The sequence below is a fragment of the Brevibacillus brevis NBRC 100599 genome (assembly GCF_000010165.1).
GTDB classification, from domain to species: Bacteria; Bacillota; Bacilli; order Brevibacillales; family Brevibacillaceae; genus Brevibacillus; species Brevibacillus brevis_D.
On the sequence record NC_012491.1, the window covers coordinates 5,073,539 to 5,098,460 of the forward strand.

24 protein-coding genes are annotated in these 24,922 nt (G+C 48.6%); 6 read left to right on the plus strand and 18 right to left on the minus strand.

All coding sequences use genetic code 11. From position 1 onward, the window contains the following. Positions 1 to 149: 149 nt before the first annotated feature. The 4 genes from yunB to BBR47_RS24135 form a co-directional block, all read right to left on the minus strand. Entirely contained in the window at positions 150 to 875 is a 726-nt protein-coding gene (gene yunB / locus BBR47_RS24120; RefSeq protein WP_015893060.1) for a sporulation protein YunB, read from the minus strand. A gap of 67 nt (positions 876 to 942) precedes the next feature. Continuing rightward, the gene (locus BBR47_RS24125) at positions 943 to 2,094 is read right to left on the minus strand and encodes an MFS transporter (RefSeq protein WP_041749926.1); all 1,152 of its coding nucleotides are present in this window, start codon (positions 2,092 to 2,094) and stop codon (positions 943 to 945) included. 275 nt (positions 2,095 to 2,369) lie between these two features. Beyond that, the gene (locus tag BBR47_RS24130) at positions 2,370 to 4,277 is read right to left on the minus strand and encodes a copper amine oxidase N-terminal domain-containing protein (protein WP_015893062.1); all 1,908 of its coding nucleotides are present in this window, start codon (positions 4,275 to 4,277) and stop codon (positions 2,370 to 2,372) included. 36 nt (positions 4,278 to 4,313) lie between these two features. Beyond that, a complete protein-coding gene (locus tag BBR47_RS24135) occupies positions 4,314 to 5,348 on the minus strand; it encodes a S1C family serine protease (protein WP_015893063.1) in 1,035 nt (344 codons plus the stop codon). A 362-nt stretch (positions 5,349 to 5,710) separates the two neighbouring features. Here BBR47_RS24135 and BBR47_RS24140 point away from each other — a divergent pair, with 362 nt between their 5' ends. After that, positions 5,711 to 6,190, plus strand: a complete 480-nt coding sequence (locus tag BBR47_RS24140) for a cysteine dioxygenase (RefSeq protein WP_015893064.1) — start codon at positions 5,711 to 5,713, stop codon at positions 6,188 to 6,190. 17 nt (positions 6,191 to 6,207) lie between these two features. Here BBR47_RS24140 and BBR47_RS24145 read toward each other — a convergent pair whose 3' ends face one another. Both BBR47_RS24145 and BBR47_RS24150 read right to left on the minus strand, forming a co-directional pair. After that, positions 6,208 to 7,524, minus strand: coding sequence for a globin-coupled sensor protein (locus BBR47_RS24145; protein ID WP_015893065.1), 1,317 nt, complete (start codon positions 7,522 to 7,524; stop codon positions 6,208 to 6,210). A gap of 124 nt (positions 7,525 to 7,648) precedes the next feature. Continuing rightward, complete coding sequence (locus BBR47_RS24150) at positions 7,649 to 8,440, minus strand: hypothetical protein (RefSeq protein WP_041749623.1); 792 nt, start codon at positions 8,438 to 8,440, stop codon at positions 7,649 to 7,651. A 391-nt stretch (positions 8,441 to 8,831) separates the two neighbouring features. Here BBR47_RS24150 and corA point away from each other — a divergent pair, with 391 nt between their 5' ends. Continuing rightward, entirely contained in the window at positions 8,832 to 9,767 is a 936-nt protein-coding gene (corA, locus tag BBR47_RS24155; protein ID WP_015893068.1) for a magnesium/cobalt transporter CorA, read from the plus strand. Here the strand turns inward: corA and BBR47_RS24160 are convergent, their stop codons facing one another. Beyond that, entirely contained in the window at positions 9,768 to 10,862 is a 1,095-nt protein-coding gene (locus BBR47_RS24160; protein ID WP_015893069.1) for an HD-GYP domain-containing protein, read from the minus strand. It lies immediately after the preceding gene. A gap of 160 nt (positions 10,863 to 11,022) precedes the next feature. On the opposite strand from BBR47_RS24160, the gene BBR47_RS24165 reads away from it, so the two are divergent. Next, positions 11,023 to 12,036, plus strand: coding sequence for a DUF2804 domain-containing protein (locus BBR47_RS24165; RefSeq protein ID WP_015893070.1), 1,014 nt, complete (start codon positions 11,023 to 11,025; stop codon positions 12,034 to 12,036). Between the two features lie 72 nt (positions 12,037 to 12,108). On the opposite strand, the gene BBR47_RS24170 is transcribed toward BBR47_RS24165, so the two are convergent. The 5 genes from BBR47_RS24170 to BBR47_RS24190 form a co-directional block, all read right to left on the minus strand. Beyond that, positions 12,109 to 12,411 (minus strand): YunC family protein, encoded by a 303-nt coding sequence (locus tag BBR47_RS24170; protein WP_015893071.1) that lies wholly within the window; start codon positions 12,409 to 12,411, stop codon positions 12,109 to 12,111. A gap of 99 nt (positions 12,412 to 12,510) precedes the next feature. Beyond that, positions 12,511 to 12,750 (minus strand): DUF6154 family protein, encoded by a 240-nt coding sequence (locus tag BBR47_RS24175; RefSeq protein WP_015893072.1) that lies wholly within the window; start codon positions 12,748 to 12,750, stop codon positions 12,511 to 12,513. Between the two features lie 47 nt (positions 12,751 to 12,797). Then, positions 12,798 to 14,252, minus strand: a complete 1,455-nt coding sequence (locus tag BBR47_RS24180) for a bifunctional metallophosphatase/5'-nucleotidase (RefSeq protein ID WP_015893073.1) — start codon at positions 14,250 to 14,252, stop codon at positions 12,798 to 12,800. Positions 14,253 to 14,287: 35 nt separating this feature from the next. Further along, on the minus strand, positions 14,288 to 15,112 hold the full coding sequence (locus BBR47_RS24185; RefSeq protein WP_015893074.1) for a sulfite exporter TauE/SafE family protein: 825 nt from the start codon (positions 15,110 to 15,112) through the stop codon (positions 14,288 to 14,290). A 20-nt stretch (positions 15,113 to 15,132) separates the two neighbouring features. Next, positions 15,133 to 15,990: a DUF72 domain-containing protein gene (locus BBR47_RS24190; RefSeq protein ID WP_015893075.1), complete on the minus strand. Its 858-nt coding sequence runs from the start codon at positions 15,988 to 15,990 to the stop codon at positions 15,133 to 15,135. A gap of 52 nt (positions 15,991 to 16,042) precedes the next feature. Here BBR47_RS24190 and BBR47_RS24195 point away from each other — a divergent pair, with 52 nt between their 5' ends. Further along, positions 16,043 to 16,549, plus strand: coding sequence for a M67 family metallopeptidase (locus BBR47_RS24195; RefSeq protein ID WP_015893076.1), 507 nt, complete (start codon positions 16,043 to 16,045; stop codon positions 16,547 to 16,549). On the opposite strand, the gene BBR47_RS24200 is transcribed toward BBR47_RS24195, so the two are convergent. Beyond that, complete coding sequence (locus BBR47_RS24200) at positions 16,480 to 17,883, minus strand: aspartate kinase (protein ID WP_015893077.1); 1,404 nt, start codon at positions 17,881 to 17,883, stop codon at positions 16,480 to 16,482. The genes BBR47_RS24195 and BBR47_RS24200 overlap by 70 nt on opposite strands. Positions 17,884 to 18,070: 187 nt before the next feature. On the opposite strand from BBR47_RS24200, the gene BBR47_RS24205 reads away from it, so the two are divergent. Then, positions 18,071 to 18,823 (plus strand): polysaccharide deacetylase family protein, encoded by a 753-nt coding sequence (locus tag BBR47_RS24205; protein WP_015893078.1) that lies wholly within the window; start codon positions 18,071 to 18,073, stop codon positions 18,821 to 18,823. 60 nt (positions 18,824 to 18,883) lie between these two features. Here the strand turns inward: BBR47_RS24205 and BBR47_RS24210 are convergent, their stop codons facing one another. The 3 genes from BBR47_RS24210 to BBR47_RS24220 all read right to left on the minus strand — a co-directional run bounded on the left by BBR47_RS24210 (position 18,884) and on the right by BBR47_RS24220 (position 22,489). Beyond that, entirely contained in the window at positions 18,884 to 20,425 is a 1,542-nt protein-coding gene (locus tag BBR47_RS24210) for a flotillin family protein (protein WP_015893079.1), read from the minus strand. Next, entirely contained in the window at positions 20,425 to 20,964 is a 540-nt protein-coding gene (locus BBR47_RS24215) for an NfeD family protein (RefSeq protein ID WP_015893080.1), read from the minus strand. Before BBR47_RS24215 ends, BBR47_RS24210 begins: the two co-directional genes overlap by 1 nt. A gap of 88 nt (positions 20,965 to 21,052) precedes the next feature. Then, the gene (locus tag BBR47_RS24220) at positions 21,053 to 22,489 is read right to left on the minus strand and encodes a PLP-dependent aminotransferase family protein (protein WP_015893081.1); all 1,437 of its coding nucleotides are present in this window, start codon (positions 22,487 to 22,489) and stop codon (positions 21,053 to 21,055) included. A gap of 152 nt (positions 22,490 to 22,641) precedes the next feature. Between BBR47_RS24220 and BBR47_RS24225 the strand changes: the two genes are divergently transcribed. After that, entirely contained in the window at positions 22,642 to 23,583 is a 942-nt protein-coding gene (locus BBR47_RS24225) for a DMT family transporter (protein ID WP_015893082.1), read from the plus strand. A 51-nt stretch (positions 23,584 to 23,634) separates the two neighbouring features. On the opposite strand, the gene BBR47_RS24230 is transcribed toward BBR47_RS24225, so the two are convergent. Both BBR47_RS24230 and BBR47_RS24235 read right to left on the minus strand, forming a co-directional pair. Continuing rightward, positions 23,635 to 24,099: an NUDIX domain-containing protein gene (locus BBR47_RS24230; RefSeq protein WP_026133939.1), complete on the minus strand. Its 465-nt coding sequence runs from the start codon at positions 24,097 to 24,099 to the stop codon at positions 23,635 to 23,637. A 16-nt stretch (positions 24,100 to 24,115) separates the two neighbouring features. Next, complete coding sequence (locus tag BBR47_RS24235; protein ID WP_015893084.1) at positions 24,116 to 24,652, minus strand: suppressor of fused domain protein; 537 nt, start codon at positions 24,650 to 24,652, stop codon at positions 24,116 to 24,118. Positions 24,653 to 24,922: the final 270 nt, after the last annotated feature.

Sequence of the window (24,922 nt, forward strand, 5' to 3'; positions counted from 1 at the left end):
GTTATAATTTGTCATTTTCTGCGCGATAAAAAAGTTTATATATTCTGATTTCAACAAATTCAAGTGTTGTCCTAGATTAGTGTTTACAATCCATACTGAGTGCACAAAAAAGCGACAGCAACGCGCTGCCGCTTTTTCCTATTCAGCGATTACGGAGTGCTGTTCGGTGTATCACCAGGGATCCGCGGTACATCCGGCTTGCCTTCCGAGTTGTTATACAAATACGTCGGCACATCGCCAATGATCAAGGAATGGGTGATCGGGATTTTCGTCGTAACCGTCTGCTCCTCAGTCGCAAAAGGGATGACGATGCGCAAATCGACCTCCACGAAAATATAAACCGTCGCCAGCACCATGTTGATGCCTGCTTCCTTCAGCTCTGTCTCCAGCTTGGTCTTGACCGAACCAATGGGCACGAAAGTCACTGGCAAATTCGGCCCCATCGATGCCAAAAAGGAGTTTCCTGTAGCCAAACCAAGCGGGATCGTGCGGTCTACTTTTTCTTGCTCGAACTCTTGGAGCTTATTCTGGACTCTCGCTGTTGTTTCGCCCACGATTCTTGCATATTCCTTGAAGTTGAACTGATACGCCTGAATCTGCCCCTTGTTGTTCTTCTCGATTTTGACAATCTGATTGAAGTCGACCCCTTGCTGCGAAATCCGCTTGGTTACGGCATCTGTTATCGCCTCTTTCGCCAATTGCTCGGCTTTTTTCGTCGCCAGGATTATGAGAGTGGGCTCCAATCGATTTTGCAAAAACACAAGGGTCTGTATCGTCAAAACAAAAAAGATAACCAACGCGATCAAAAACGCTCTCGTACGTGAAAGCGGGTTTCTCCAACGCCGACGGGGTCGAAATACGGCCAATCCCGACACCTCCCAACTGGTACATCCTATGGTTAGAAGGTCGAAAAAAGACTACGTGTACAAAGAGTCCAAATTTCTATTTTTTGGAAAAATTAAGATACAAGCCAAATCCGATCATCCCTGCGACAAACATCAATTGGGCAAAGACCAGCATCCCAAATAAAGTGAAGGCACCCGCCAAGAATGGAGCTATGAGAAAACCAGCGAAGAACCCGCTTCGACTCAAGAGCCCCTGCACCCCCATAACCTTGCCGCGTAGCTCATTTTGGGCTTGCTGCAAAAGTGTGCTCTCATAAACCTGTGCTGCCCCGGAAAAAAGACCCGCGAAAACCAAGAGCAGAAGCACAAACACAGCATGGTTTGCCGCGAATGCCCCTACAATTCCCACGGAACTAACAACATAAGCGACGAGCATCCCATTCACCAGCTTTACCCGCAAACGAGCTGCCACATAGGAGCCAATTAAGCCTCCGACACTCATCGCCGTCCACATTAATCCGTGCAGAGTAGCATCACTACCACGCAATTGATCCGCCAAAAAAGGCAACCCGTAATTATACGCAGACGTACTGAACGATACGAGAAAAGCTAACAGACTAATTGTCAGAAGCACGGGTGTTTCCCGCAAGTAGCGAAGGGTGACACGAAAGTCGCTCGATGCTTTTGACGCAGCTCGCGCATTGTCCCCCTTCTCCTCCCAACGAAGTTTCGTCAAAATCCATGCAGAGAAAAGAAAGCTGGCGGCATCCAAAACGATCACAATCGTATAGCCATAACGATCTGTCAGCCATCCTCCCAGCATGAAGCCTATGATGCCGACCAATGATTCCAGCCTGACCTTCAAACCATTGACCTGAACCAGTTGCTCACTCCCAAAAATTTGCGGCATGGATGCCTGAAAGCTAATATGAAACAGCGTATACAGCATGCCATTGAGAAAAGCCGCTGCGATTAATACATACGGCGTCGGATAAAAAGCGATGGCCACAATAGCAAGACCTGCCCCCATGTCGCTTGCGATCATGGTACGCCTTCTGTCTATTCGATCGGCCAATATGCCTGCCAAGGGACTAAACAGCATCCCCCCTAGTTGTCTTGCCACAAAAAAAGCAGTCATCCAATAAGCATTATGTTCAAATGTAAAAACCAACGCGCTACACGCGATCAAATTCATCCGTGATCCCAAGGACGACAACGCATTGACATACAAATACCATTTGTGATTCATCTGCATCCAAACCTTCCGATCATGACAAGTGGTTTGGATCAACGCCCCCCTCTAGTGGGTGCGTACACTGATTATGGCAGTTGACATGCGCATGCCTCCTCTTGAAAGAAAATAAAAGACAGTCTCTTTTTTGCGAAACATTCTGACGGGGGCGCTTCCCCAAATCGTCCTGTACGATATGTGCTACCGCACTTTCATGATAGTTGGTCTGTAGTTTTCTGTCGACACGAAAAAACGGCTGCCTTCGTGACAGCCGTTTCTACTTGTTCCATTCGTCATTTCGTGAACTTCAAAGAATCCACTACTTTTTGAATACGCTCTTCCATCGTTTTGGTTCTGGCGAACTCCGACAGCGACCAATACATAGTAAACGTCTTATTACCTTTTTGAACGAAGTAAAGAGTCTTTTCAAAGCGTGTAGCCCCATCCGTTCCCTGAATAAGCAACTTATGTGCGGGGTTCCCTGCCAGCGTCGTCTCTTTGTTTTCTTTGAACGTATATTTAAGTGTCTTGTTATTCTCAATGGCCTTGATAAAGATATCCTTCACTTCATTCAGATTGCCTTGTCCAACCTGGAAATTAAAATCTCCACCATTAAATTGATAAGACCTTCCTCCATCCAATTCCCGTGTTTCCTGCCAATACTCCGGAAGCTCCAAGGAAAACGTGGCATCCTTGTCTTTGATGATTACCGTCTTATTCTTGTCGATTCGATCATCATCCATAATTTCACCGAGGGACGGATTCATTTTCGCTGTATCAATCGAAAGGGACTGCTTGATCGTCCGCATGAGGTCAGCTACTTCCTCTGATGGCTGGTCCTTCATATACACAATGGAAATCCAATATTTATAATTGCCTTTCACAAAAAACAGGTTTTGTTGTGTAAACCAGGTCTTTCCATCCAAGTAGCTGTTTTCCTGTTCCTTTGCTGCCTCACCAGCAATTGTGGAAGAACCCACCTCTGGGTTGACCTTTATATAATTTTCATTTACTTCTTCCCTGTTACGCTTCTCATGGTCTTTGACCCAAGCATCGAGTGTAAGGTCTTTTTCCTTTGAGGTAATCTTGATCTGCATCCATTCCCTGCCTTCATCGCTTTCGAAATACATGTCATTACTGTAATCCGGCGTCCACTCAGCAGGGACTTTTACTTTCAATGCAAAATCATCGTTGGTGTACCAGCGGTAGTTTCCTTCCACCGTAGACAAATCCTTCACTGACTTTTCATCAGTCGGGAAGTTCAAGGTGAAGCTGTCCAGCAAGCTTTTGTAGGTGCCATACTTCACTGGATTGCGGAAATCGGCTTCTTTCATGCTTGACAGCGTCACGTAATAAATATTGCTCCCTTTTTGATAGGCTCGCTCTTCATTCATACTGCCATCAGAAGACTTCGTAGTCAGACGCGCATACGGCTGTTTGTCATTCGCAATATACTCTTTGGACAGGATGGAATTTTCCGTCATGTCAGTCAAACGAGCAAGGAGTCCATTACCAGACAGATTCTCCGGTTGGTTCGTCGCGATGTAAATATCGAGCAAATAGGACGCTTCCTTGGCATCCTTGAACAGGACGTAATTTCCCTGGAAGCTTTGATTTTCCTGAATCATCCCCGTAGGATATTTCATTGACCAGCGGTAGTAGCTGTCTCCAATCATGGTTTTGCCCACATCACTGTCAAGCGAGCTGTCTTTCTGGGGTGTATCTTCCTGCTTCGTTCCCAGGATGCTTACGTCGTTCGTCTTGGCATCGATGGTAATCGTGAGACCCAATCCTTGCGTAATGAGCGTAAGCGGCACCATCGTTTTGCCGTTTTTCGTCTCAGGCGATGCAGTCAAGGTCACTGCCTTGCCATTGATCCACACTTCCTTCCTGCCGGCCTTAAGCTTCACACTCTTTGTTTTGTAAATGAGCTCAATCAACTGCGTCTCATTGTCATATTGCAGCGTAACTCCAAATGCAGAGGTCAACAAACTGAGTGGGACCATCGTCGTTCCTTGTGAGAAGTATGGCTCCTCTACTGGGGTATCCACACCATTTACCTTCGCACTGCTCGTGTTTACTTTAAGTTTGACCACTACGTTTTGCTCAGGTGGTGTGTTGGCCCATGCTACCTGAGTCCCTGCCAACGAGACAGTCAACGCTGTTATTGCACATATCATTTTCCAGTCTTTCTTGACCATTGCCTACTCCCCATTTCTTCATTTTTCCACATTTCTCTATGGTTGCTTGGTAAATTGCACTTTACGTTTAACCATATCGCCACCAGACTGCACCATGAGTTCTACGGTTTGCCCTGGCAAGTATTTTTTTAGCAGCTCATTAAATTCAACCAATGTACTGAACGGAGCTTGATTGATGGAATAAATGACGTCCCCCACTTGAAAGCCTGCCTTTGCCGCCGGTGAGCCCGGCTCAATACGTGTAATGCGCAACGGCTCTTTCGTCGGAAGTCCGACCACAGCTGCCCAGCTCTCCTCCAATTCTGCACCCCAGTAAGGACGATTTACTTTGCCATATGTAAAAAAGTGGTTCATGACGTATTGTGCTGTATCTGCGGGGATCGCAAAGCTGAGATTATCGATTCCTACTGAAACGAATTTCATCGAATTAATCCCGACGACCTCGCCCTTTACATTGACGAGTGGTCCCCCACTATTGCCCGGATTGATGGAAGCATCTGTCTGAATCAAGCGATATGTCGAGCTGACCGACCGATTTGCCCCGCTGATAATACCCAGCGTGGCTGAATTGCGTAACGAAACAGAGATCGGTGTCCCAATCGCGATCACTGGCTCTCCTACACGGATCGCGTAATTGGATGCGAATTTTGCTGGCTGCAAGCCCGTTGCCTGAATCTTCACCAGAGCCAAGTCGCTCTCTTCATCCATATTCGTAACGGTTCCACCGTATTGCTTGCCGTCTACCGTAATGACTGTGAGATTGCGCATATCCTTTACGACATGGGCGTTCGTCAATATCCAGCCGTCCGCTTTTACAATGACCCCCGTCCCATGAGCGAGATTAAAACGGTTATCTCTAACGCTCTCATTCCCCTCCGGTTTCCCAACTATCGCTACTACACTCGCAGAAACACGCGCTACTACCCCCGGAATATCCGCTTCCACGATGGATGCGTACGAAGTCTTTGATACAACTGGGACGTTTCCTTGAGCATATGCCCCTTGTGATGCTCCAACTGTGAACATGATCATGAGCATGCCTTTAGCTAGTAGCCCTTTCTTCCTCTCCATTTACAAATCCCCCAATGAAATCCAAGTCCATACAAAAAGAAAAGAGGCGCTCTTTATTCTAAAGCGTCCCCTGATCAAACAAACGACTCTTCATTTACAATGTGATAATAATAAATAATTCCCTGTGTCGAAACAAGCCAACCTTTTCGACAAACATCGACATAGGTGGTGAGTCAGCTTATTGTCGATAGCACAAAAAAGACGCTTTTTCTCTAAAAGCGCCTTAAACTCAAGTAGTCCTGTTGATTTACAATGCAATAATATTGGTAAAGAAATTCCTTTTGAACAAGCTCAGCCTATCACTACTCTTGAATTTTAATCATATGGTGTAGGGAGTATGACTTTCGTTTGGGAGGTTATTTATGAATCTGGAACGTCTGGAACAAGCATTTGGCTCCCTCGTTTCGCCTACTCCTGCCCAGCTTAGACACGCTCTCGTATCCCTGTCTCCTTGCATGGAACAACTCGGTCCATACATCCCGGAGCCGCTAAACCTCCCTTATGGGCGCAAAGTATTATTCTCCACGCCACATGTAGAAGTGGTCTTGATCCATCTGCCGACAGAACAAGAATCCATTCCGCATAATCACGGTGATTCTTTTGGATGGGAATTGGTAGTCTCAGGTACGTTAACGAATATGATTTATGTCCAAACGAATAATGAAAATGAAGTTCTACGAGCACAAACAACTCATGTCAGCACGGGTGAATACTATTTTGTTGAGCCTGGGGAGATTCATGCCATTCGCAACAACGGACAAAGTCCGGTTGTTTCCATAAACGTTTACAGTCCTCCATTGCGTAATTGCCGCCAATATTGCCCCTTTGAACCGACAACGTAATCCTGATCTTTGTTTTTCTACAGATTTTCTGTTATTTCCGATAGCTCATCCGCAGAGCTGGCAACCTGTGCCACTGCTTGGTTCATATCTTCCATGACTTTGAAGAAGTTTTCCAGCTCCCGCTGAATTCGTGAGCTCTGTTCTTTACTGTCTGAGACAGCGCTCATGATTCCTTCAAAAAAGGCATTCGTCTCGTTTGCTACCGCAGTGCTCGATTGGACCAGCGCTTGAATTTCTACCACGACAGACGAGAGAACCACTGTCTGTTGGTTCGTCTTTTCGATCAGCTCACGCACACCAAATACTGACTTTTTCGTCTGTTCTGCCAACTTGCGCACCTCATCGGCTACGACAGCAAATCCGCGTCCCTGTTCGCCAGCCCGTGCTGCTTCAATGGCAGCATTTAAAGCCAAGAGATTCGTCTGCTCAGCAATCGCCGTCACGACCTCGACAATCCCTTGGATTTTTTCGGCGTTTTTCTCCATCGCGTTCATTTCTTCCGAGATTTGCTTGACGCTGCTCTGAATCAAGCACATTTGTTCCTGTTGTTTTTCCAGCTTTTCTTTGCCTTCACGGGACAGATCTTGTGCTTTCGTGGAAAAGCCCGTGCCATTTTCAGCAAAACGAAGCACTTCTCTCGACTGTTCTGTCAGTTGCACCACAGACGCGCTGTTTTCTTCTGATACCGCTGCCAACTCATGTGCGGAATTGGTCAGGAGGATTCGCAGCTCGTCCTTTTTGTCTTGATCCGCTCGCCGTGCCTTTTCATGCTCGTTTTCATATTCCTCCAGCACAATTTGCTGTTCGATGCTGAGAATCTTCGTGACGGCCGTGATGGCTTGTACGAACTCGTCCTTGTCCGCGATGTTTTTTTGCAAGAGATCAATCAAGGAGACTAGCATGTTTTGGAATGCACTCAAGTACCATTTTGGTTCCAAGCCAATTCGCATATGAATAACCGCGATTCTACTGCGCTGTTCAATGTAGGCGCTGTCGATGCGTCCGCTAAACATTTCGCAGATATGGCGCTTCAACGTTAGTTTCAACCGTTCAATCGTGCTGTTTTGGTCTACAATTTTCATTAAAAGCGGTTCATTTTCAATACTGGCATAAAAGTAATCAATAATAGCCTCAATATTTTGAATGATAAGTGGTTGAAGTGCTTTCACAATGCTCAGTTCTTCTTCGGTCAGGTTGATCATTGCTAGTTGCTTCGCGAGTGTGCTTTTCCCTACAATCTGCACTTCCCCCTTTTCCTTCACCCCCTGAAAAAAAGATTCACTTTTTCCTTTCCCTTTTAATCCAAAAAAGGTGGAAAACGGACATGTGCTCATAGCCTGAACTCCTTTTATCTGAGTACATATATCTCTGGAATATCCTTTCAATTATATACCTCTTTACAAACGGGTGTAAACCGCCCAACTTGACAATGGGCGGTTGAATGAGCCTTGCTAACGCCTACATTTCCGCTTTCCTCACGACTGCCCGTTGCAGCTTCCAGCTTGTCTTGTCCCATTTCCAGTACGACTCTACATACGCGATCGTATCGGCGTTGGCAACACCGCTGACTCTCTGCTCCCCTTTTAATTCACAGATGCCATCGCGGTTCTCATCGATGGGCTTGAGTACGCTGAAGGTGTTAGGCAATACCTCTACTGGAGAAACCAGCTTCCCGTTCTTGTAGACACCATTTTCTTCATAGATTTTTTTGCGGTCAGACAAATCGAGAACGACAGTCTCCCCCGTCTCCTTGATCGTCAACTTCACTTTGTAATGATCCTGATAGGAGCCCGAAATCGTCAAGGGTTGCGGAACAGGCAGAATCACCGGCTTATTGTTCTTGTCTGCGAACAAATAAAACTCAGACGTCCCTGCACTGCCCCCAGTCGGCGCCTGAAGCAAAATTTGTTGCACACCCCCTCCGGTAAAATCACAAAAGAACATCTCCGGCTGATAGGCGCCATACGGTGTTGTAAAAAAGGTTGTTTTTTTCGCAACGGGGTCTTGCACCATGATTTTTAAGTGTTCGAAGTAAGGACTGTCTGCTGCAAATCTCTTTCCTAGCAGCGTTATCAGATCTGGCTTACCATCGCCTGTCACATCCTGCCGTTTAATCTGGATTTCCTCAAACACAGTCGGAGGAGGCTGTACGTCTCTCGCCTCCAAGGCAAGAGCAGCTTGTCCCCACCCGGCTCCTGTCAACATCCATACGATACAACCAATCATACCTGCCTTCTTGCTTGTCCACATGTCGATACATCCACCTTTTCATCTGCTCAGCTTATTTGTAGTATGCAAAAAATGGCTTTGGTCATACCGTCCTACACGGTAAAATAAGAGAGAGGGAATGTAGAAAGTGAGGAACACTATGGCAATAAAACGTGCGGAGGTTCGCATGAGTACGAATCAAAAGGAATTACCAGCACTAGCCGCAGCGGGAAAGCGGACGAGTTGACGTTCATACATATAGGATGAAGGCTTTCATCGAGGAGGCGAACTTGCATGACGACTCCCAAGCAAGAGCGCATATCAAAGGCTCCGCCCAGCCGCCGGGCACTTCGCTCTGCTTATGAACTGATTCTCACACAAATCTGGCCCCGTCTACCCGCCGCAACCGAATCCACTTGCAGGAGAATCGAACATGAAGATCAGACTCGTACAAAACGGAATCATCAATGAGATAGAAGACATCGAAGAGGCTGCTACTCCACCTGTGAACGGGTTTTACTGGATTCATGCCACGCCATTCGATTTGGATATTTTACAGCCGCTGTTCGGACTGCATCATCTGGCTGTGGAGGACTGTATCGACGAGGAAGAACAGCGGCCCAAGCTGCAAAACTACGAGGATCATTACTTTATGGTCATCAACGGCATTACCTTCCACAATCATGATATCTTCTTGCGTGAAATCAATATTTTTCTGGGTAGCAGCACCATCATCACCGTAACAAAGCAGGAGGCCCCTGAATTCACTACCATGCTTTCGATCATCCGGGAAAAGGAAGTCAATCGCCCCGATACATTTCTCTACTACCTGGTCGATCAAATTGTCGATCTTTATTTTGATGTGACCGAAAAAATTGAAGACCTGCTTGAAGATCTGGAAGAACAAATTTTGATGCACACGAAAAAATCCCATCTGGATCAAATTATCGGGCTGCGCAGTGAAATCCTGTACGCCCGTAAAATGCTCGTTCCCCAGCGGGATTTGATTGACGCCCTACATAAAAAAGAACTCCCGCTCATTCAACCTTATCTGCGGAAGTACTTTGGCGATATTGTAGACGATGCCAGCAAAATTGTAGAGAGCTTTGAAGCCTTTCGCGAGCTCATCGGGAACTTGCGCGAAGCGTATCAAGCGGCGCTCGCTGGCAGAGCCAACGATATTATGCGTGTTTTTACCGCCTTGACGACGATTTTTATGCCGTTGACGATTGTGACCGGTATATACGGGATGAACTTTGATGTGATGCCTGAGCTGCGTTCACCCTACGGCTACTACATCGTACTGGGATGTATGGCGGTAATCGGCACGACGATGTTTATCATTTTTAAAAAGAAAGACTGGCTCTGATTATACCAAATCGCCACAGGCGATGATCATGAGCGTCAGCATTTTGGACAAGTCACACTCATAGGGATGCTCGATATCCCGACCGTCCTCATCCACCAGAATTCTGACGATCGGACGGCTCGGCATTCCTTTATTCGAATCGACAACGACACCAGACAGACCATTGTTCAGGGTGACGGTCAGACCAACAGGGTAGAGTGCAATCGTATTTCGCAAAGCCTCTACATAGACTTGGTCAAACAGTTTGCCTGAACCGGAGTAGAGCACCTCCATCGCTTCGTGAGGAAGCATTCCGCGACGGTATACCCGATGCGACGTCAGGGCATCGAATACATCAGCCACAGCCATCAAGCGACCAAACGGATGAATCTCTTCTTTTTTCAGGTGCCGTGGATAGCCTGTGCCATCCCAGCGCTCGTGATGCTGAAAAGCACAATGGGCTGCAAGCAACGGGATGTCGTCTTGACGACGTAGCATTTCAAAGCCGATCTCCGTGTGTCTTTTCATAATTTCAAATTCTTCTTGCGTCAGGCGGCCCGGCTTTTTCAAAATGTTGTCTGGGATATGCACTTTTCCGATGTCGTGGAGCATACCGCCAATACTAATCTCCAACACATCTTTTTCCGAACAGCCGGTATTGATGGCAAGAGCGGTGCTATACAAGGCAACGTTAAATGAGTGCGTGAATATGTAATTGTCGAAGGCGCAAGCATCTGCCAATAAATTTATGGCTGAATCACTGTTGTTCAATTCATCCGCAACGATTTGCATGACATCACGCAGCTTACGTCCCAAACCCTTGTCCGAAAAAAGCTGCTGCCATTTGTCCGGGACTTGATGAACAGTTCGGAATGTATCGTGAATCATGGACATTGCTTGTCTGCGAGTATTTTCGGAAATGACTGTCTCCACGATGATATCATCGGTGCGCTTGTCTTGGATGTAGAGACTGTTCACGTTTTTGGTTTTGAGTCGATCTATCATTCGTTGGGTGAGTTCTACTCCGGCCCCAACGAGAATCGTTCCATTCTCTGTATAGATGGAACGAGCCAGTTTATCACCCGGCTGGCATTTTTGAATGGATTTCAGTCGCATTTCCTTTCCTTCGCCTTTCCTCAGGGTATCCCTATTATAGCGTGATTCGACTTGATTCTACATGAAATTTTTTCTAGATTTCCATTTCATGTCTATCGAGGAAAGACGCTTGGGATGAGTTTGTCTGAAAGAATCCTTGTTTGTCAAGGGAGATGATCATATGCCGCTTATCGAAAAAGAATTAACGCAGCCTCTTTCATTATGTGACCAGGATGGCCGCTTGCTTCCCGAAGCGGTTGGCTGGTCCCGTTATCCGTTGCATGACTGCCAATTTAGTGGGCATTGGCTTCGCCGGAAAAAATGGAATTTTTGGTTTATCACCGCGCCTGAATGTGCGATGTCGATTGCGATGGTCAATTTGGATTACGCGGGCATTGTCTTTGTCCATTTTATTGATCTAACGACAGGGGAGACCGCGGACAGTGCCGTTACGGTTCCTTTTGGTGTAGGGATTCGGCTTGGTGCCACTGTAGATGATCCTTGCCATTTTGCGAGTCGCAAGCTCTCCGTCTCCTTTCACCCAGAAGCCAGCGGAACGAGCGTACAAGCGACTGCCATTTGTCCCGGTGATAAGCCTCTCTCGCTCGACATCGTGATTGATCCGCCAGGCGAGTCCTTAAATGTCGTGATTCCGTGGAGTGCGGAGCGCTTTCAGTTCACATCGAAGCAAACGGCCCGGCCTGTGCACGGCACCATTGCCTATAACGGGAAAACCTATTTGCTCGATCGACAGAATGCTTTTGCCAGTTTGGATTTTGGACGTGGCGTTTGGCCGTATCACACTCGCTGGAACTGGACGACCTGCTCTTTTTGTCACGCGGAAGGTGTCGCAGGCTTTAACTTTGGCAAAGGCTGGACGGACGAAACGGGTATGACGGAAAATGGCTTGATGATCGACGGTGTCCTCTACAAGCTGAGTGAACAAATGCTTTTTTCCTACGATCCTGACAACCGGATGCTCCCTTGGACGCTTGCGAGCGAAGAATCGTCTGCCGTACGCCTCACCTTTACACCGCTCTTTGCTCGAACCGAGCACAAAAATTTTGCGTTGGTGCGGACCACTCTGCATCAAGTAATCGGCCGATATGACGGGACACTCTCAACACCTGACAGAAAAACGGTTGTGGTCCAAAACAAGATCGGAATCTGTGAAGAACAAAATGCCCGTTGGTAAAACAGGAGCGAGAAAACTAAAAAACCTTTGTCATCGGACAAAGGTTTTTCTATAGGCAAACCATTTGTTGTTTTACAACATTTTCACGACTGCTTCCCGCCCAATCATCCCAGCAGTAATCCCCTTCTCCTCCGCCGTCGTCGTCACGGACTCCAGCGGTGCATCCAGCAATTCCTGTATAGTCTTGACCCCCACCGCACGACCAGCAAGAATTTCTCTCGCTGCTAGCCTTTCGTTTAATAGCCCAACATCCAGCGCCCCACACATGATGTAGCCATGATCGGTCGTTACAGCCAATAGCGTCGTCTTGGGCAAACGAACGGTGACAGCAATAGCCGTCCCCTCTGGAAAGTGGATTGGCACTACCTCGACCATCAAGATTCCTCCCTTTTCTCTCCTGTCTGTTAGCGTTACATCCTATGACATTTAGCAAAGAAAGGTGAGGTTTCGATGAGGGAGCTCCCTGATCGAATTTTAATGCATAATGCTTGTCGGAAAGTGCTCATCCTCCATCGCGACTTTCCGTTTCATGACTTCAATCATATACGTTGCGAGCATGTGAAATAGCTCTTCTTCGTCCATTTCCTCGACCAAGTCCAACAAATCATCCCGAGACTGCTCAGCGAGAATGCCGACGACAACCGCTGTAATGTCCTCTTCATCGCCATTAAAATGTCCTCTGTACAGCTCGTATACCTCATCAATGAAGCGCATCGCTCGTCTCCTCCCGTTTTTCGATAGCATTCCCGAAAAAACGGTCTCTACGATTGGTTTTTTGACGCGGACGATATCTTTTCCCAACGAGGAAGAAACGCATTTTGCAGCATCTGCTGGTCCTTTATCGTGGTGGCGAGCACCTCACGTAGCATCTCGGGTAAGAAAAACGTAAGCTCACTGCCGAGCAGCAACTCGGGAAACATGCGATTGTACATAAACATATCGATCGTCCCGACTCGATACAGACGCTCGCGATCAAGCGGTTGCCCGTTGACTTCAATCTGGATAATTTGCGGCTGGTCATCCTCACTGTAGCGGATGTGCAATCCGTCCACGCACATCCAGCCTTCTATTTTGCCGCGAAAACCGTACCCGCGCAGCTCCCGCTGAATCATTTCCGGTTGAATGGCTTGCTCCAGAACAGTGGTGAGCTGTGCGCCTGTAATCGTGACTGCACAGGGATTGATCGGGTGTGGCATACTGTGCAGCAAATCGGCAAAAGACAAGCTGCCCCGAGCCAAATCTGCAAGCAACAGCCCGCCATTTGCCATGCCGATCTCAGCACCCGTCCATTTGCGAATACTTGCTGCGATGAAGGAACCATAGGGGGTCTCCTCCGTCCAGCCTATATGCAGGTCTTGCTCCAGTTGCGCAATCGGCTGAAACAAACGATTTTCTGCCCATACTTTTTCACTCTCAATGAACTGGCTCAAGGATTCGTCTACCTGATACTGTTCTGTGTGAAAAAGCTCTGCGCGCACGTCTTTGATGCCATTTTGAGTCCTGTCCCAGACAAGCTCTACATGACCGACATACTCGCCAAATCGCCCGGCTTGTGTGATCAATGTACCGCCTATGCGTTCTCCATGAGGCAGCGCCCGGTGAGAGTGTCCGCCCAAAATAATATCCAGGCCATCGACTTCACTAGCCAGCACACAATCTGTTTGATAGCCGAGATGCGAAAGCAAAATGACAACATCCACTGCCGAGCGCAGCGCCGCAATCTGCTCACGCAAAATCGGGATCGGCTCTTTGATCTCCCAGCCCATACTTTGATAAGAGGGACCAAAGGGAATCGTCATTCCCAAGATCGCCAGCCGCAGCTCGCCTACGGTATGAATAGCGTATGGTACAGCCCAAGACGGGACAGAATTGGTTGTCGGTTCAAACAGATTGCCTGTAATGATCGTGAAGCGTGCATCTGTGTACAGTTCATTCAGCTTGTCTTTTGGGAGTGTGATGCCTTCGTTGTTTCCAATCGTCGCGTATTGAATCGCACTTCGGTTCATGATCTGGACGTTTGTTTTCCCAAAGCTCGCTTCCGATCGGATATCCATTCGATCCATATGGTCTCCAATATCGACCGTGAGCACATGCTCTCCCTTGCCCTCCCACTCTTCTCGGTGTATGCTCAGGCAGGTTGCAATTCGCGGCATCGTATCAAAATGGCTGTGCAAGTCATTCGTGTGCAAAATATGTAAGGTACAGGTGTCAGCCACGGCTTTCCCCTCCCTCTCGTCTCATTATCCAAAAATCATCCAAAAATCGCTTCTCCGATCATTTGTATGGCAATTCCCAATATCAGAACACGCAAAAACAGCACGATGGTGCGGCCCTTCATTTTACTGGCAATAATCGCTCCGAGCTTTCCGCCCGCCCATGCTCCTGGTGCGAGCATCGCTGCATACAGCCAGTGTACGTTGTCGTGGAAGATATTCGTGATGGACCCAACCACCGCTGATAAAAAGATGACCAGCATGGACGTAGCCGTAGCAATGTGTGGCGGGAAGCGAAACAAAATCATCATGGCAGGAACCATCAGGATGCCGCCACCCACGCCAAATAGCGAAGAGGTAATCCCGACAAAGAAGGCAATCGTAATCACGGACCATTTGCTATACCCGTACACGTATTCATTTCCTTCGTTGTCAACGAAGTGGCGTTGAACTTCCCACTTAATGCTGCGTGGCTTGATTTTGTCTTTGACCATCAATACGACAAACATGCAGAGCTGAAACAAGCCAAACAGCAGCGAAAAGCCCTCCACTGCTAGTAATGTATTAAGATACACGCCCACAATAGCACCTGGGGCACTCCCAATAAAGAAGAGCAGAGCACTCTGCTTATCTACTTTTTTTTGCTTGAGATAAGAAAGAGAAGAAGAAAGGGCGGTTACCGCAATCACGATTAGCGAAGTCGCCGCTGCTACTTGCGGGTTCATCGATCCAGGCGTGTACCAGTTCGCAAAATAAAGCAGAGCAGGTACGAAAAAAATCCCACCACCCAGACCCGCGATACTGCCAATGACACCAGCCACGACTCCAATGATGACAAACAAGATGGCAATTACTGCAAGCATGAAACTCCCCTTCTTTCTTCCTACGTGGAGAACAGGTCCATCTGACGAGGATTCAGACCAGTAGGTGCAAGGCCAAGCATCTCCGAAAACTGCTTCGCATTCGCTGCTGCATCTCCTCCAGAGTTATTGTTGAACAAAATGCAGACTTCATCCGCTTCCTGTTCGAGCAGTCTGATGTGTTCAACCCACTCTGCAAGCTCTGTCTCACTGTATCGATATAAATAACGGACATCTCGCCAATTTTGTCCCTCTCCGGGATCTCGCCAGCCCGCTTTGTTGCGCCCATGAAAGCGAACCAACGCCAAGGATGGCTTCGTCACGGCAGGAACAATCGGGACTGAGCCTTTCCCGACTTGCGGTTCGTCACATACGACATGTGTCGCTTCGATCTTGCGCAAGAAATCAAGCGTTCGCTCCGAATAACGTGATTCAAACCAGCTTTGATGGCGAAACTCCACCGCAAACGGATATGCCTGCATGGCTTGGCGGCAAGCAGCCACATACTGGACATGCTCCCGGGTACAATCAAACCACGGCGGAAACTGAAACAACAATGCTTTGAGCTTGCCAGCCTCTACAACGGGCTGAATGCTCTCCTCAAACTGACGAAACAATTCCCGTCTGCTTCCCGAAGCATCCCCCCGTTGATGTCCCGTCATCCCTTGATGAGGCTTGACGATAAAGCCAAATCGTTCAGGTGTATCCTTCACCCACGATTCGTAATTTCGCTGTGGTAAAATAGCGTAAAAAGAACTATCCACCTCTACAATTGGAAAGTGGCTGGCATATACAGACAGCTTGTCTCGATTGCGCACACCTTGTACGTACAATTCGTGCTGATCTCCCCAGCCGCAAACTCCCACTTGTATCGTAGTCATCGAATGCTAACCTCCAAATCATAGCCGAATAGAGAAGAAGGACGAAAGCCGAATGAAAAATCCCGCTTGGTTGGGTGACCCCTTTGCGATTAAGAATAACAAAATATTCCTAACGAAAAAAGTAGCGAAACGCCTCCTGGCCGAAGCACAAGAGGCGTTTCCTTATGAGTATTCTGCTTTGCTCGCAGGTCATGGAGCAACGATTACTGCCTATGTACCGATGCCCAACTCACCTGACAAGCATGTGTTCGCTTGGGATGGGGCAACATTTCTTCAAGCCTTGCAGCACATTCGCAAGAACAATATTCAATGGTTAGGTGTCTTGCATACACACCCCCATACACCGCCAATCCCTTCTGCACGCGACATAGCTGGCTGGCATTATCCTACGCTTAGCTATTGGATTGTGGGACTCGCATCCGCCCAGCCAGCATGGCGTGTTTATCAATGGGTACAGGATGGAAATAGCGGGTCATTTGAAGCACGTGACTACACACTGATAGAAGCGGCTTGTGACGATGAGGAAACCACCGGTTCTTCTCCCCCAAAAAACTCTTGATACAAAGCAATCACAGCACGGTCTGCCTCTTCGGCCTTCACCCCAAACATCATGCTTACTTCCGATGACCCCTGATTGATCATTTCCAAATTGATTTTCGCAGCAGCCAAAGCCGTAGTGGCTCTCGCCGTTGTCCCCACAGATTGACGCATGCCCTCCCCGACAATCATGACGAGCGCAAGACTATGCTGAACAGCGACATCATCAGCGAACAGCTCCCGGCGGATGCGCTCTACAATCCGCTGTTCCTTCTCTTCCGTGAGATCACGCTCGCGCAGAATAACGGAAATGTTATCAATCCCAGATGGGGTATGCTCATACGAAAGCTCTTCCTCCTCCAAAATTTGTAGCAGCTTGCGACCAAAACCAATTTCGCGGTTCATCAAATACTTACTGACGTAAATGCTGCAAAAGCCGCCGTCACTTGCAATCCCCGACACTCCGTTTGTAGCAGCTCCTCGCTCGGCCACAATCATCGTACCAGGTGCAGAAGGATTGTTCGTATTCTTGATGCATACGGGTATATCTGCTTGATACGCGGGAATCAACGCTTCCTCGTGGAATACACTAAAACCGGAATAGGACAGCTCCCTCATCTCTCGGTACGTAATCTCTGTTACTTTTTTCGGGTTGGCAATGAGGTTTGGATTGACCACATAAACAGAGTCCACATCGGTAAAATTCTCGTAGACTTCTGCCTCAACTGCCGCAGCCAAAATCGAGCCCGTAATATCCGAGCCACCTCGTGAAAAAGTAACAAGATCACCGGCGCGCGAATAACCGAAGAAGCCAGGGAAAATGACGATTCCCTCCCGCTCTCGCAATGTCGCCAATTTGGCATACGCTTCAGGGAGAATATGCGCATTGCTTGCTTCATCCGTAACCAGCATTCCTGCATCCTTTGGATTGATGTAGGTCGCCACCTCACCCAAGCTCTGCAAATAACGAGCAACAACCTTGGCGCATGTATCCTCTCCGGCAGCTTTGACTGCATCCATGAATCTTTCCGTGGACAAGCCCGCCTTGTTTGCGAGAACCTCCTCGAGCTCCGCTTCGATCGCTTGACCGATCTCGGCAGAAAGCCCGAGATCTGCTACAATCTCCCGATAGCGCAAGAAAATGGCTTGTTTCGCTTCCTCTGTCGGTTCCCCAGCCAAAGATCGCTCCGCATAGGCAATTAACAAATCAGTAACCTTCGTGTCTTCCTTGTTCCGTTTCCCAGGTGCCGATACAACAATCAATCGTCTATCCCGATCCGCCATAACAATTTGGCATACTTTTTTTATTTGCTCAGCATTCGCCAGAGAAGTTCCCCCGAATTTTGCCACCTTCATGATTGATTCCTCCACCCAACTCTCACGTCTTATGTTCTTACTAGCTTAATTTATCCACATAAAAAGAACAAGTGTCTTTTCCACGAAGACACACAGGAATATTCATCAAGATTTGTCGCATAGTAACGATGAGTACCTCATCACGTACAGCCACCTAGCACGAAAGTCTCTGCAACGAGGTGAACGAATGAAAAAGCATATCCTCTTTTTCCCCCTTTTGCTAGCTGTCATTCTGGCTCCTTCCTTCAACGAGACAGCCAATGCCATTCGGGGAAAAAATCGCGAGTATTACGAAACAAGAGGAGATATCGTTTGGGAAGTGCCGACAGAGAGCAAGGTGATTGCCCTTACCTTTGACGATGGTCCAGATCAGGTGTACACTCCTCAGATCGCAGCGCTTTTGAAGCAGTATCAAGCGAAATCCACCTTTTTTGTCGTAGGCAATCGTGTGAGCGAGTACCCGGAAATCGTCAAATCTCTCGCGAATGATCAACATGAGATTGCCAATCACACTTACAGTCATCCAGATATTCGAAAGCTGTCCGCGAAGCGACTGTTAGAAGAGGTGCAAAAAACGCAGGAGACGATTTATTCGGCAACAGGGGTTCGTCCCACCCTCTTTCGCCCTCCGGGGGGATATTATGACGAGACCGTGGTCGATACAGCCAAGCAAGCTGGTTTTCTCGTGATCATGTGGTCCTGGCATCAAGATACACGTGATTGGAGCGATCCCGGTGTAAAAAAAATCGTCAACAAGGTTTTGAACAACGCTCGGAATGGAGACATCGTGCTATTTCATGATTACGGAGGCAATCGAAGACAGACGGTACAAGCCCTCGAGCAAATATTGCCTGAACTGAAAAATAGAGGGTATAAATTCGTCACGGTCAGTGAATTGTTGAGAGGATATGGACGTGCGAAGCAGGTAGACTATCCTTAATTTTTTCCAATGAAAAAGTGCCCCTAGCACTAAGGGGCACTTCTTCTCTGATCGATTTGATTATTTGGTTTCGTTCTCCAAAATTGAATCCGTCTCTACCTGAACTTTTACGGGTACAGGCTGTTGCTTCGCAGGCACGGTATCATCCTTTTTCATAAAATCTGCGATCATTTTGTTCATATCCAATCCGGATACGTCTTTCAGCATCTCAGGAAGTTGGGCCATCAGCTTCGTAACATTCCCACTCAGACGATTGACGCCATCTCCCTGACCGCCTCCCGCATCCACGATCGTTACTTTGTCGATCGCCTTCATCGGCTCGGCAATTTTCTCAGCCAGCTCAGGAAGCATTTTCGCAATAATATCGAGAACAGCCGCATGACCGAATTTTTCAAATGCTTCAGCCAGCTTCTCTTTCCCTTCTGCTTCGGCTTCGAGCTTGAGTCGCGTGACTTCTGCCTCAGCGCTACCACGGGCTCTTTCAGCCTCGGCAATTGCCAAGCCTTCCAGACGCTTCTGCTCGGCATTTGCTTTTGCCTCAGCTTCAATGCGGTACTTGATCGCGTCTGCTTCTCTCAGCTTCTTCGCTTTTTCCGCTTCTGCCGCCTGTTCCACTGAGTAGCGGTCGGCGTCGGCCTTTTTCTTCACTTCCGCATCATATTGCTTTTCGCGGCGAAGAATTTCTTTTTCCTCCAGCTCAATTTCCTTCTGCTTGCGGACGAGATCGACCTTCATCTCTTCTTCTGTCACCTGCTGCTTGGCGACAGCTTCTTGCAGCTTGTAGGCTTGGTCCGCACTCGCCTTCGCTTTGTCCTGCTCTTGCTTAAACGCCGCTACCTTCAGCTCTTTTTCCTTTTCAGCTTCGGCAATGTTCGTTTCCTTCAGCAGCTCTGCCTTGCGTGCCTCTTCCTCTGCCTGTGCCTGCTTGATCCGCGCTTCTTTGTCCGCATCAGCCTGTGAGATGGTCGCATCGCGTTTTACTGCAGCGATTTGCGGTATTCCAAGCGCAGCTAAATAGCCGTTTTTGTCCCGGACATCCTTGATGGTGAAGCTGACAACGGACAGCCCCATTTTTTTCAAATCCTTTGTTGCTACAGCTTGCACCTCTTGTGCGAATCGCTCACGGTTTTTGTAAATTTCCTCCACCGTCATACTGCCGAGGATTGCCCGCAAATAGCCTTCGAGGACTTCCTGTGCTTCTCCGCGCAGTGCCTCGTCACTCTTGCCCATAAATTGCTCGGATGCGGTCGCGATATCTTCAATCGAGCCGCCTACCTTGATGATTGCAACGCCATCTGCCATGACAGGAACGCCCTGCTCGGTGTACACCTCAGGAGTCGATACGTCCAGCTTATGAGACAGAAGACTCAGAAAGTTTGCTTGTTGAAAAATAGGGAGGATAAATGCGCCGCCTCCGCGGACGATCTTCATTTTGCGCCCGGATTCGTCACTGAGTACGTTTTTCGAGCCGAGATAGCTACCCGTCACGATCATGGCTTCATCTGCACCCACTGTTTTGTAACGGGCCCAAAAAGCAATACCCAACACGAGAAAGACTGCGACGACAACACCTACTATGGTCAAAACGCCAGGATCTAACATCATTTCCCATCTCCTTCGCCAGATTCAGTGTAAAAGGGGATCACATACAAGACATGGTCACGGACCTCGACTACGACGACACGGGCTCCTTGCGGGATAACCTGGCCCTCAAGACTCGCTGCCATATGGTACGTGGTTCCACTAATCATCGGCAGCAGTACCTCTCCCAGTCCTTCTGCCGGGATCGTCGTCCCGACTTCGCCCAGCTTCCCTCCCAGTTGACTCATGGAATAGCTCGTGGAATTTTCCGCATGGCTCATCGGCTTTACCCACAGGAAGTAAGAAACAAGAGCCAAAGCGATACCAATGACAGCTGCCAGCATCAACACGACAAACGCACCGAGAGAAGTGTACCGAGATAACAGATACCCCGCTCCGCCAAAGGCAGTCATGCCGCTGACCAACAAAATAGGCTGTGCAAAAGGCAGATGCAGATGTCCCAGCCAATCCGAGAGCGCATCGCCAAACAACAGTGAGATGAGCGTGTAGAGTAGGCCAAGTACAAGGCAGACTATGTAGACGGTTTCAAGTACGCCCACGACTGTCCCCCCCTTTCTAAAATTGCCTCTATAGTGCATACGAGTGAGGTGGAAAATAGTTTCATAAATAAGGAATTAATCCCTTTTCTTATTGCTTTTTCTGCTGAAGGACTTTTTGGATGCGTCGAACTCCTTCCTCGATGTTCGCCGGGCACTCCCACGAATAGGTCAGGCGCAGCCACCCCGCTTCCGCTCCATAGACGCTGCCGGGTGTAAAAACAACGCCCTCTCTGACCGCATCATCCAGCAATTCTTTTTCGTCCCTGGGAGCAAGCAACCGACACCAAATATGATAGCTGCCACCCGGCTCATTCCATACCGCGTAATCGGAGAGATGCTTGTGCATAGCGCGTACCATCGTTTGTTGTTGCTCCAACAAGTAACGAGACATTCGCTCCTGCTGATTGTTCCAGCTCTTTCGCTCAACAAATCGCCGGGCGAATTGCTGGGAGACGCTGCTCGTGCCAAAATCCATTTGCTGCTTGGCATCGGCTAGTCTTTCTACGACAGATCTTGGTCCCACCAGCCAGCCAATTCGCAAGCCTGGCGCAATCGTTTTCGAAAGACTCCCGACGTACAGAACAGCCCCCGTCTTATCGATGGCTTTGATCGGCTTGGGCGGTTTAGGGCTTCCAGCCAGTGTAAGTGCCCCGTAAGCATCGTCCTCTACGAGTGGCAGGCGCAGCTCCTGACAAATATCGAGCAGCTCAGATCGCCGTGCCTTGCTTAAAATCGTCCCGGTTGGATTATGATAGGTCGGGTTCACGAAAACCATGCGAATGCGATGCTCCCGATGCAATTCGTAGACAGCCTCGGGTACAATTCCGTTCTCATCCATCGGCAAGCGAAATAAACGCAGGCCAGCTGAACTAAATAAGGGCAAGGAATACGAATAAGAGGGTCCCTCCATTGCGATTGCATCTCCAGGATTCAAAAGACATAGTGTAATGAGATGCAATGCCTGCTGCGCCCCTGACGTCACCAAAATTTCATCGGGGGAAGCGTGAATGCCGTAGTTTTCTTGCAGATGCACAGCCAGTGCCTCACGCAGACGCGGCTCCCCCTTTGGATGCGCGTAGCCCAGCTCAAGCCTGATCCCGTTTTCTTCCCCCGGCGGCGTTGGTATCAAAGACGGGATCATCGTCGTTGCCAATTCTGCCTTTGCCAGATTGATGATCGAGGAATCGAAGCACGCATCCTGAATGCGTTTCGCGAGTGGATAGGCTGGCAAGAATGCCCCGCCATTCGTGTAGGTGTACCAGTTTGGCATTTGTTTGACGCCCCACAGATCACGACTGACCCAAGTCCCGCTCCCTTGCCACGATTGTAAAATACCTTTTGCCCGCAATTCTTCGTACGCTGCCGATACCGTCCCACGATTGACGCCAAAGCGTCGTGCCAACACTCTTTCCGGCGGCAGAGATGTACCTGGGGACAGCACTCCTAGCACAATCTGTCGTTCCAGCTCTTTGGCGATTTGTATATAGATCGGAACTCCCGCATCTTTGTCTGGCTTCCATTCCATTCTGATCCGTCCTCCACACTTCCTGTTTTCATTTTCCTCCCTTTCGACAAATTGGCTTACTGATCCTGCTGCCAATTGGCTCTACCGTTTATACTCGGTCGCCTCTAAGATGAAACAACACAAACTTTTAATCGACAAAGGATGGGATTCGGATGAGCACACAGCTTCCTATCGAGAAGCAAGTCCTACCAAAAGAGCAGCCAATCACTTCTGACCAGCTGCATACAGAGAAAATGGGCTTGCTATATGGCTTCATCGGGGTGCTTAGCTTCAGCTTGACCTTGCCTGTAACGAAGATGGTTGTTACCGTACTCTCTCCCCTCTCGGCAGGGCTGGGACGAGCGTTGGTCGCGGCTGTACTGGCTGCTTTGGTGCTCCTACTAAAACGAGTTCCGTTTCCCACCTGGCAAGAGACCAAGAAACTGTTTCTCGTATCCGCCGGAGTAGTAGCAGGCTTCCCGTTTTTCTCGTCGTGGGCGATGGAAAGAGTACCCGCTACGCATGGCGCAGTCATCATCGCACTATTGCCATTGGCCACAGCTGGCGCAGCGATATTTTTTTCAGGAGAACGCCCCACCCGGAAGTATTGGATTTCCAGTGTGATCGCCTGTGTGACGATTCTCGCCTACGCGATCAGTTCTGGCTTTGGTGCCCTCCAATGGGCGGATCTCGCCTTGCTCGGGGCGGTCATCAGTGCGGCTATCGGATACGCTGTCGGCGGTGAGCTCTCCAAGACAATGGGTGGCTGGCAGGTCATCAGTTGGTCGTTGATCTTTGCCTTTCCTTTTCTCGTCGTTCCGCTCACAGGTCCTTTGCTCACTGACTTAAAACAAGCCACTTGGCCTGTCTGGCTCGGTTTTGGCTATATTAGCGTGATTAGTATGTTCCTCGGTTTTTTCGCGTGGTATCACGGCCTGGCAATCGGCGGCGTCTCCAAGGTCAGTCAAATTCAATACCTTCAACCCTTTTTATCAATCATCGCAGCCTGGCTCCTCCTGTCAGAGCCATTGACACTCGGTGCTGTTCTCTCCGCTGTCATTGTCGTGTTGGCTGTCGCAAAAGGAAGAAAAGCTTCCGTACAGCAAAAAGCGTAAGAAAAAGAAACACCGCTCCTCTCACTAGGAAAAGGGCGGTGTCTCTTGTTTTTATTCTGCCCGGCTCAGCATATTTCCCAAGTACATCGGTTGATAAGTGGGATCAGACAAGACTTGCTTGACTTGATCCGGGCGTGTTTTGTGGTCGTTCGGCAGTTGTTTCCACTCGTCTAGCGTGACCCAGCCTGCCCATTCGATCTCTTCATCGACAATACCACCTGGCGTTGGGTTTGTCTCTTCACCGACGAGCTTCGCCAGAACTCCTACTCCGACTGTATGCTTTCCGTTCCCTTCCTGATCGATCCGATCGTCTATCCAGATCAATCGCTCCATCTCCACGAGGAGTCCGGTCTCTTCCATCACTTCTCTTTTCGCCGCGTCTGGAATCGCCTCTAAATATTCTACGATTCCCCCTGGCAGGTTGTAAAAGATGCCTCGTTGTGTCTGCTCACGGATGAGGAGGACTTTCCCTTCGTGTTCAACTACTACGGTGACTCTCAAGCGAATCGCTGACATTTCGCTCGCTCCCTTCTCAGATGGCAGGCGTACGCGTAACATTCAGGGAATCGACACCGGAGTGCGCTAACCATTCCTGTAATGCTATAAGTCCATATTGTTCCAAAAACTTTGCTTCAGAATCCGCGATGGCATGAAGCATCATGAACCTGATTACGTCCTTGCCGTTTGTATAATATTCAAGTCCAGCCTCTTCATAATAGGCAGGGGTCAGTACCATATGATTCAAAACCGATTTTTCCACGATTGTATCCCCAAGCGAAAAGACGCTTCCAGACTCCAAGCGGGTAGATTGACTCTCCCACTGACGAATTACCTGGGCTGCTATTCTTGCCAAATGTGTGATCATTCTCTGCTCAAACTGATAGGAATAGGCGAGGTACTCTGTAGCCCCCATCTTGTGCAGCTCAAGTGTGGCGTACGTCCACCATCCTCGCTTGCGCGTAGCCGGATAGACGGCAACCAGGATATCCGCATCCTCGGATTGATACAGATCGCCTTGACTCCCAAAAAAGCGGTGGCAATGATCCATTAATTGCTTTACCACTATCATATGTGCAACCCCGCTCCAGTAAGTATGAAAACCTTTACAGCTACCTATTCATAGAAGGGCAACAGCGCATTTGTAAAAGGTTTGTGCTCGCCCGAAAAAAGCATGCCTGGATACGTAGGCATACTTCGTTGATGGTAGGCAGCGCTATCTTGTATATACGAACATTTTATCATTGTGCGGGGTGAATGTACATGTTTGAACACGTACAAAAAAGCCCCCGGTTATCCCGAGGGCATTGTTTTTGTTTATTTCGTGACTTTCACCAAAACC

Coding starts and splice junctions, on each gene's coding strand:
- BBR47_RS24125 (WP_041749926.1), bottom strand. CDS start 2,094: ATGAATCACAAATGGTATTTGTATGTCAATGCGTTGTCGTCCTTGGGA.
- BBR47_RS24130 (WP_015893062.1), bottom strand. CDS start 4,277: ATGGTCAAGAAAGACTGGAAAATGATATGTGCAATAACAGCGTTGACT.
- BBR47_RS24135 (WP_015893063.1), bottom strand. CDS start 5,348: ATGGAGAGGAAGAAAGGGCTACTAGCTAAAGGCATGCTCATGATCATG.
- BBR47_RS24140 (WP_015893064.1), top strand. CDS start 5,711: ATGAATCTGGAACGTCTGGAACAAGCATTTGGCTCCCTCGTTTCGCCT.
- BBR47_RS24145 (WP_015893065.1), bottom strand. CDS start 7,524: ATGAGCACATGTCCGTTTTCCACCTTTTTTGGATTAAAAGGGAAAGGA.
- BBR47_RS24150 (WP_041749623.1), bottom strand. CDS start 8,440: ATGTGGACAAGCAAGAAGGCAGGTATGATTGGTTGTATCGTATGGATG.
- corA (WP_015893068.1), top strand. CDS start 8,832: ATGAAGATCAGACTCGTACAAAACGGAATCATCAATGAGATAGAAGAC.
- BBR47_RS24160 (WP_015893069.1), bottom strand. CDS start 10,862: ATGCGACTGAAATCCATTCAAAAATGCCAGCCGGGTGATAAACTGGCT.
- BBR47_RS24165 (WP_015893070.1), top strand. CDS start 11,023: ATGCCGCTTATCGAAAAAGAATTAACGCAGCCTCTTTCATTATGTGAC.
- BBR47_RS24170 (WP_015893071.1), bottom strand. CDS start 12,411: ATGGTCGAGGTAGTGCCAATCCACTTTCCAGAGGGGACGGCTATTGCT.
- BBR47_RS24175 (WP_015893072.1), bottom strand. CDS start 12,750: ATGCGCTTCATTGATGAGGTATACGAGCTGTACAGAGGACATTTTAAT.
- BBR47_RS24185 (WP_015893074.1), bottom strand. CDS start 15,112: ATGCTTGCAGTAATTGCCATCTTGTTTGTCATCATTGGAGTCGTGGCT.
- BBR47_RS24190 (WP_015893075.1), bottom strand. CDS start 15,990: ATGACTACGATACAAGTGGGAGTTTGCGGCTGGGGAGATCAGCACGAA.
- BBR47_RS24195 (WP_015893076.1), top strand. CDS start 16,043: ATGAAAAATCCCGCTTGGTTGGGTGACCCCTTTGCGATTAAGAATAAC.
- BBR47_RS24200 (WP_015893077.1), bottom strand. CDS start 17,883: ATGAAGGTGGCAAAATTCGGGGGAACTTCTCTGGCGAATGCTGAGCAA.
- BBR47_RS24205 (WP_015893078.1), top strand. CDS start 18,071: ATGAAAAAGCATATCCTCTTTTTCCCCCTTTTGCTAGCTGTCATTCTG.
- BBR47_RS24210 (WP_015893079.1), bottom strand. CDS start 20,425: ATGTTAGATCCTGGCGTTTTGACCATAGTAGGTGTTGTCGTCGCAGTC.
- BBR47_RS24220 (WP_015893081.1), bottom strand. CDS start 22,489: ATGGAATGGAAGCCAGACAAAGATGCGGGAGTTCCGATCTATATACAA.
- BBR47_RS24225 (WP_015893082.1), top strand. CDS start 22,642: ATGAGCACACAGCTTCCTATCGAGAAGCAAGTCCTACCAAAAGAGCAG.
- BBR47_RS24230 (WP_026133939.1), bottom strand. CDS start 24,099: ATGTCAGCGATTCGCTTGAGAGTCACCGTAGTAGTTGAACACGAAGGG.
- BBR47_RS24235 (WP_015893084.1), bottom strand. CDS start 24,652: ATGATAGTGGTAAAGCAATTAATGGATCATTGCCACCGCTTTTTTGGG.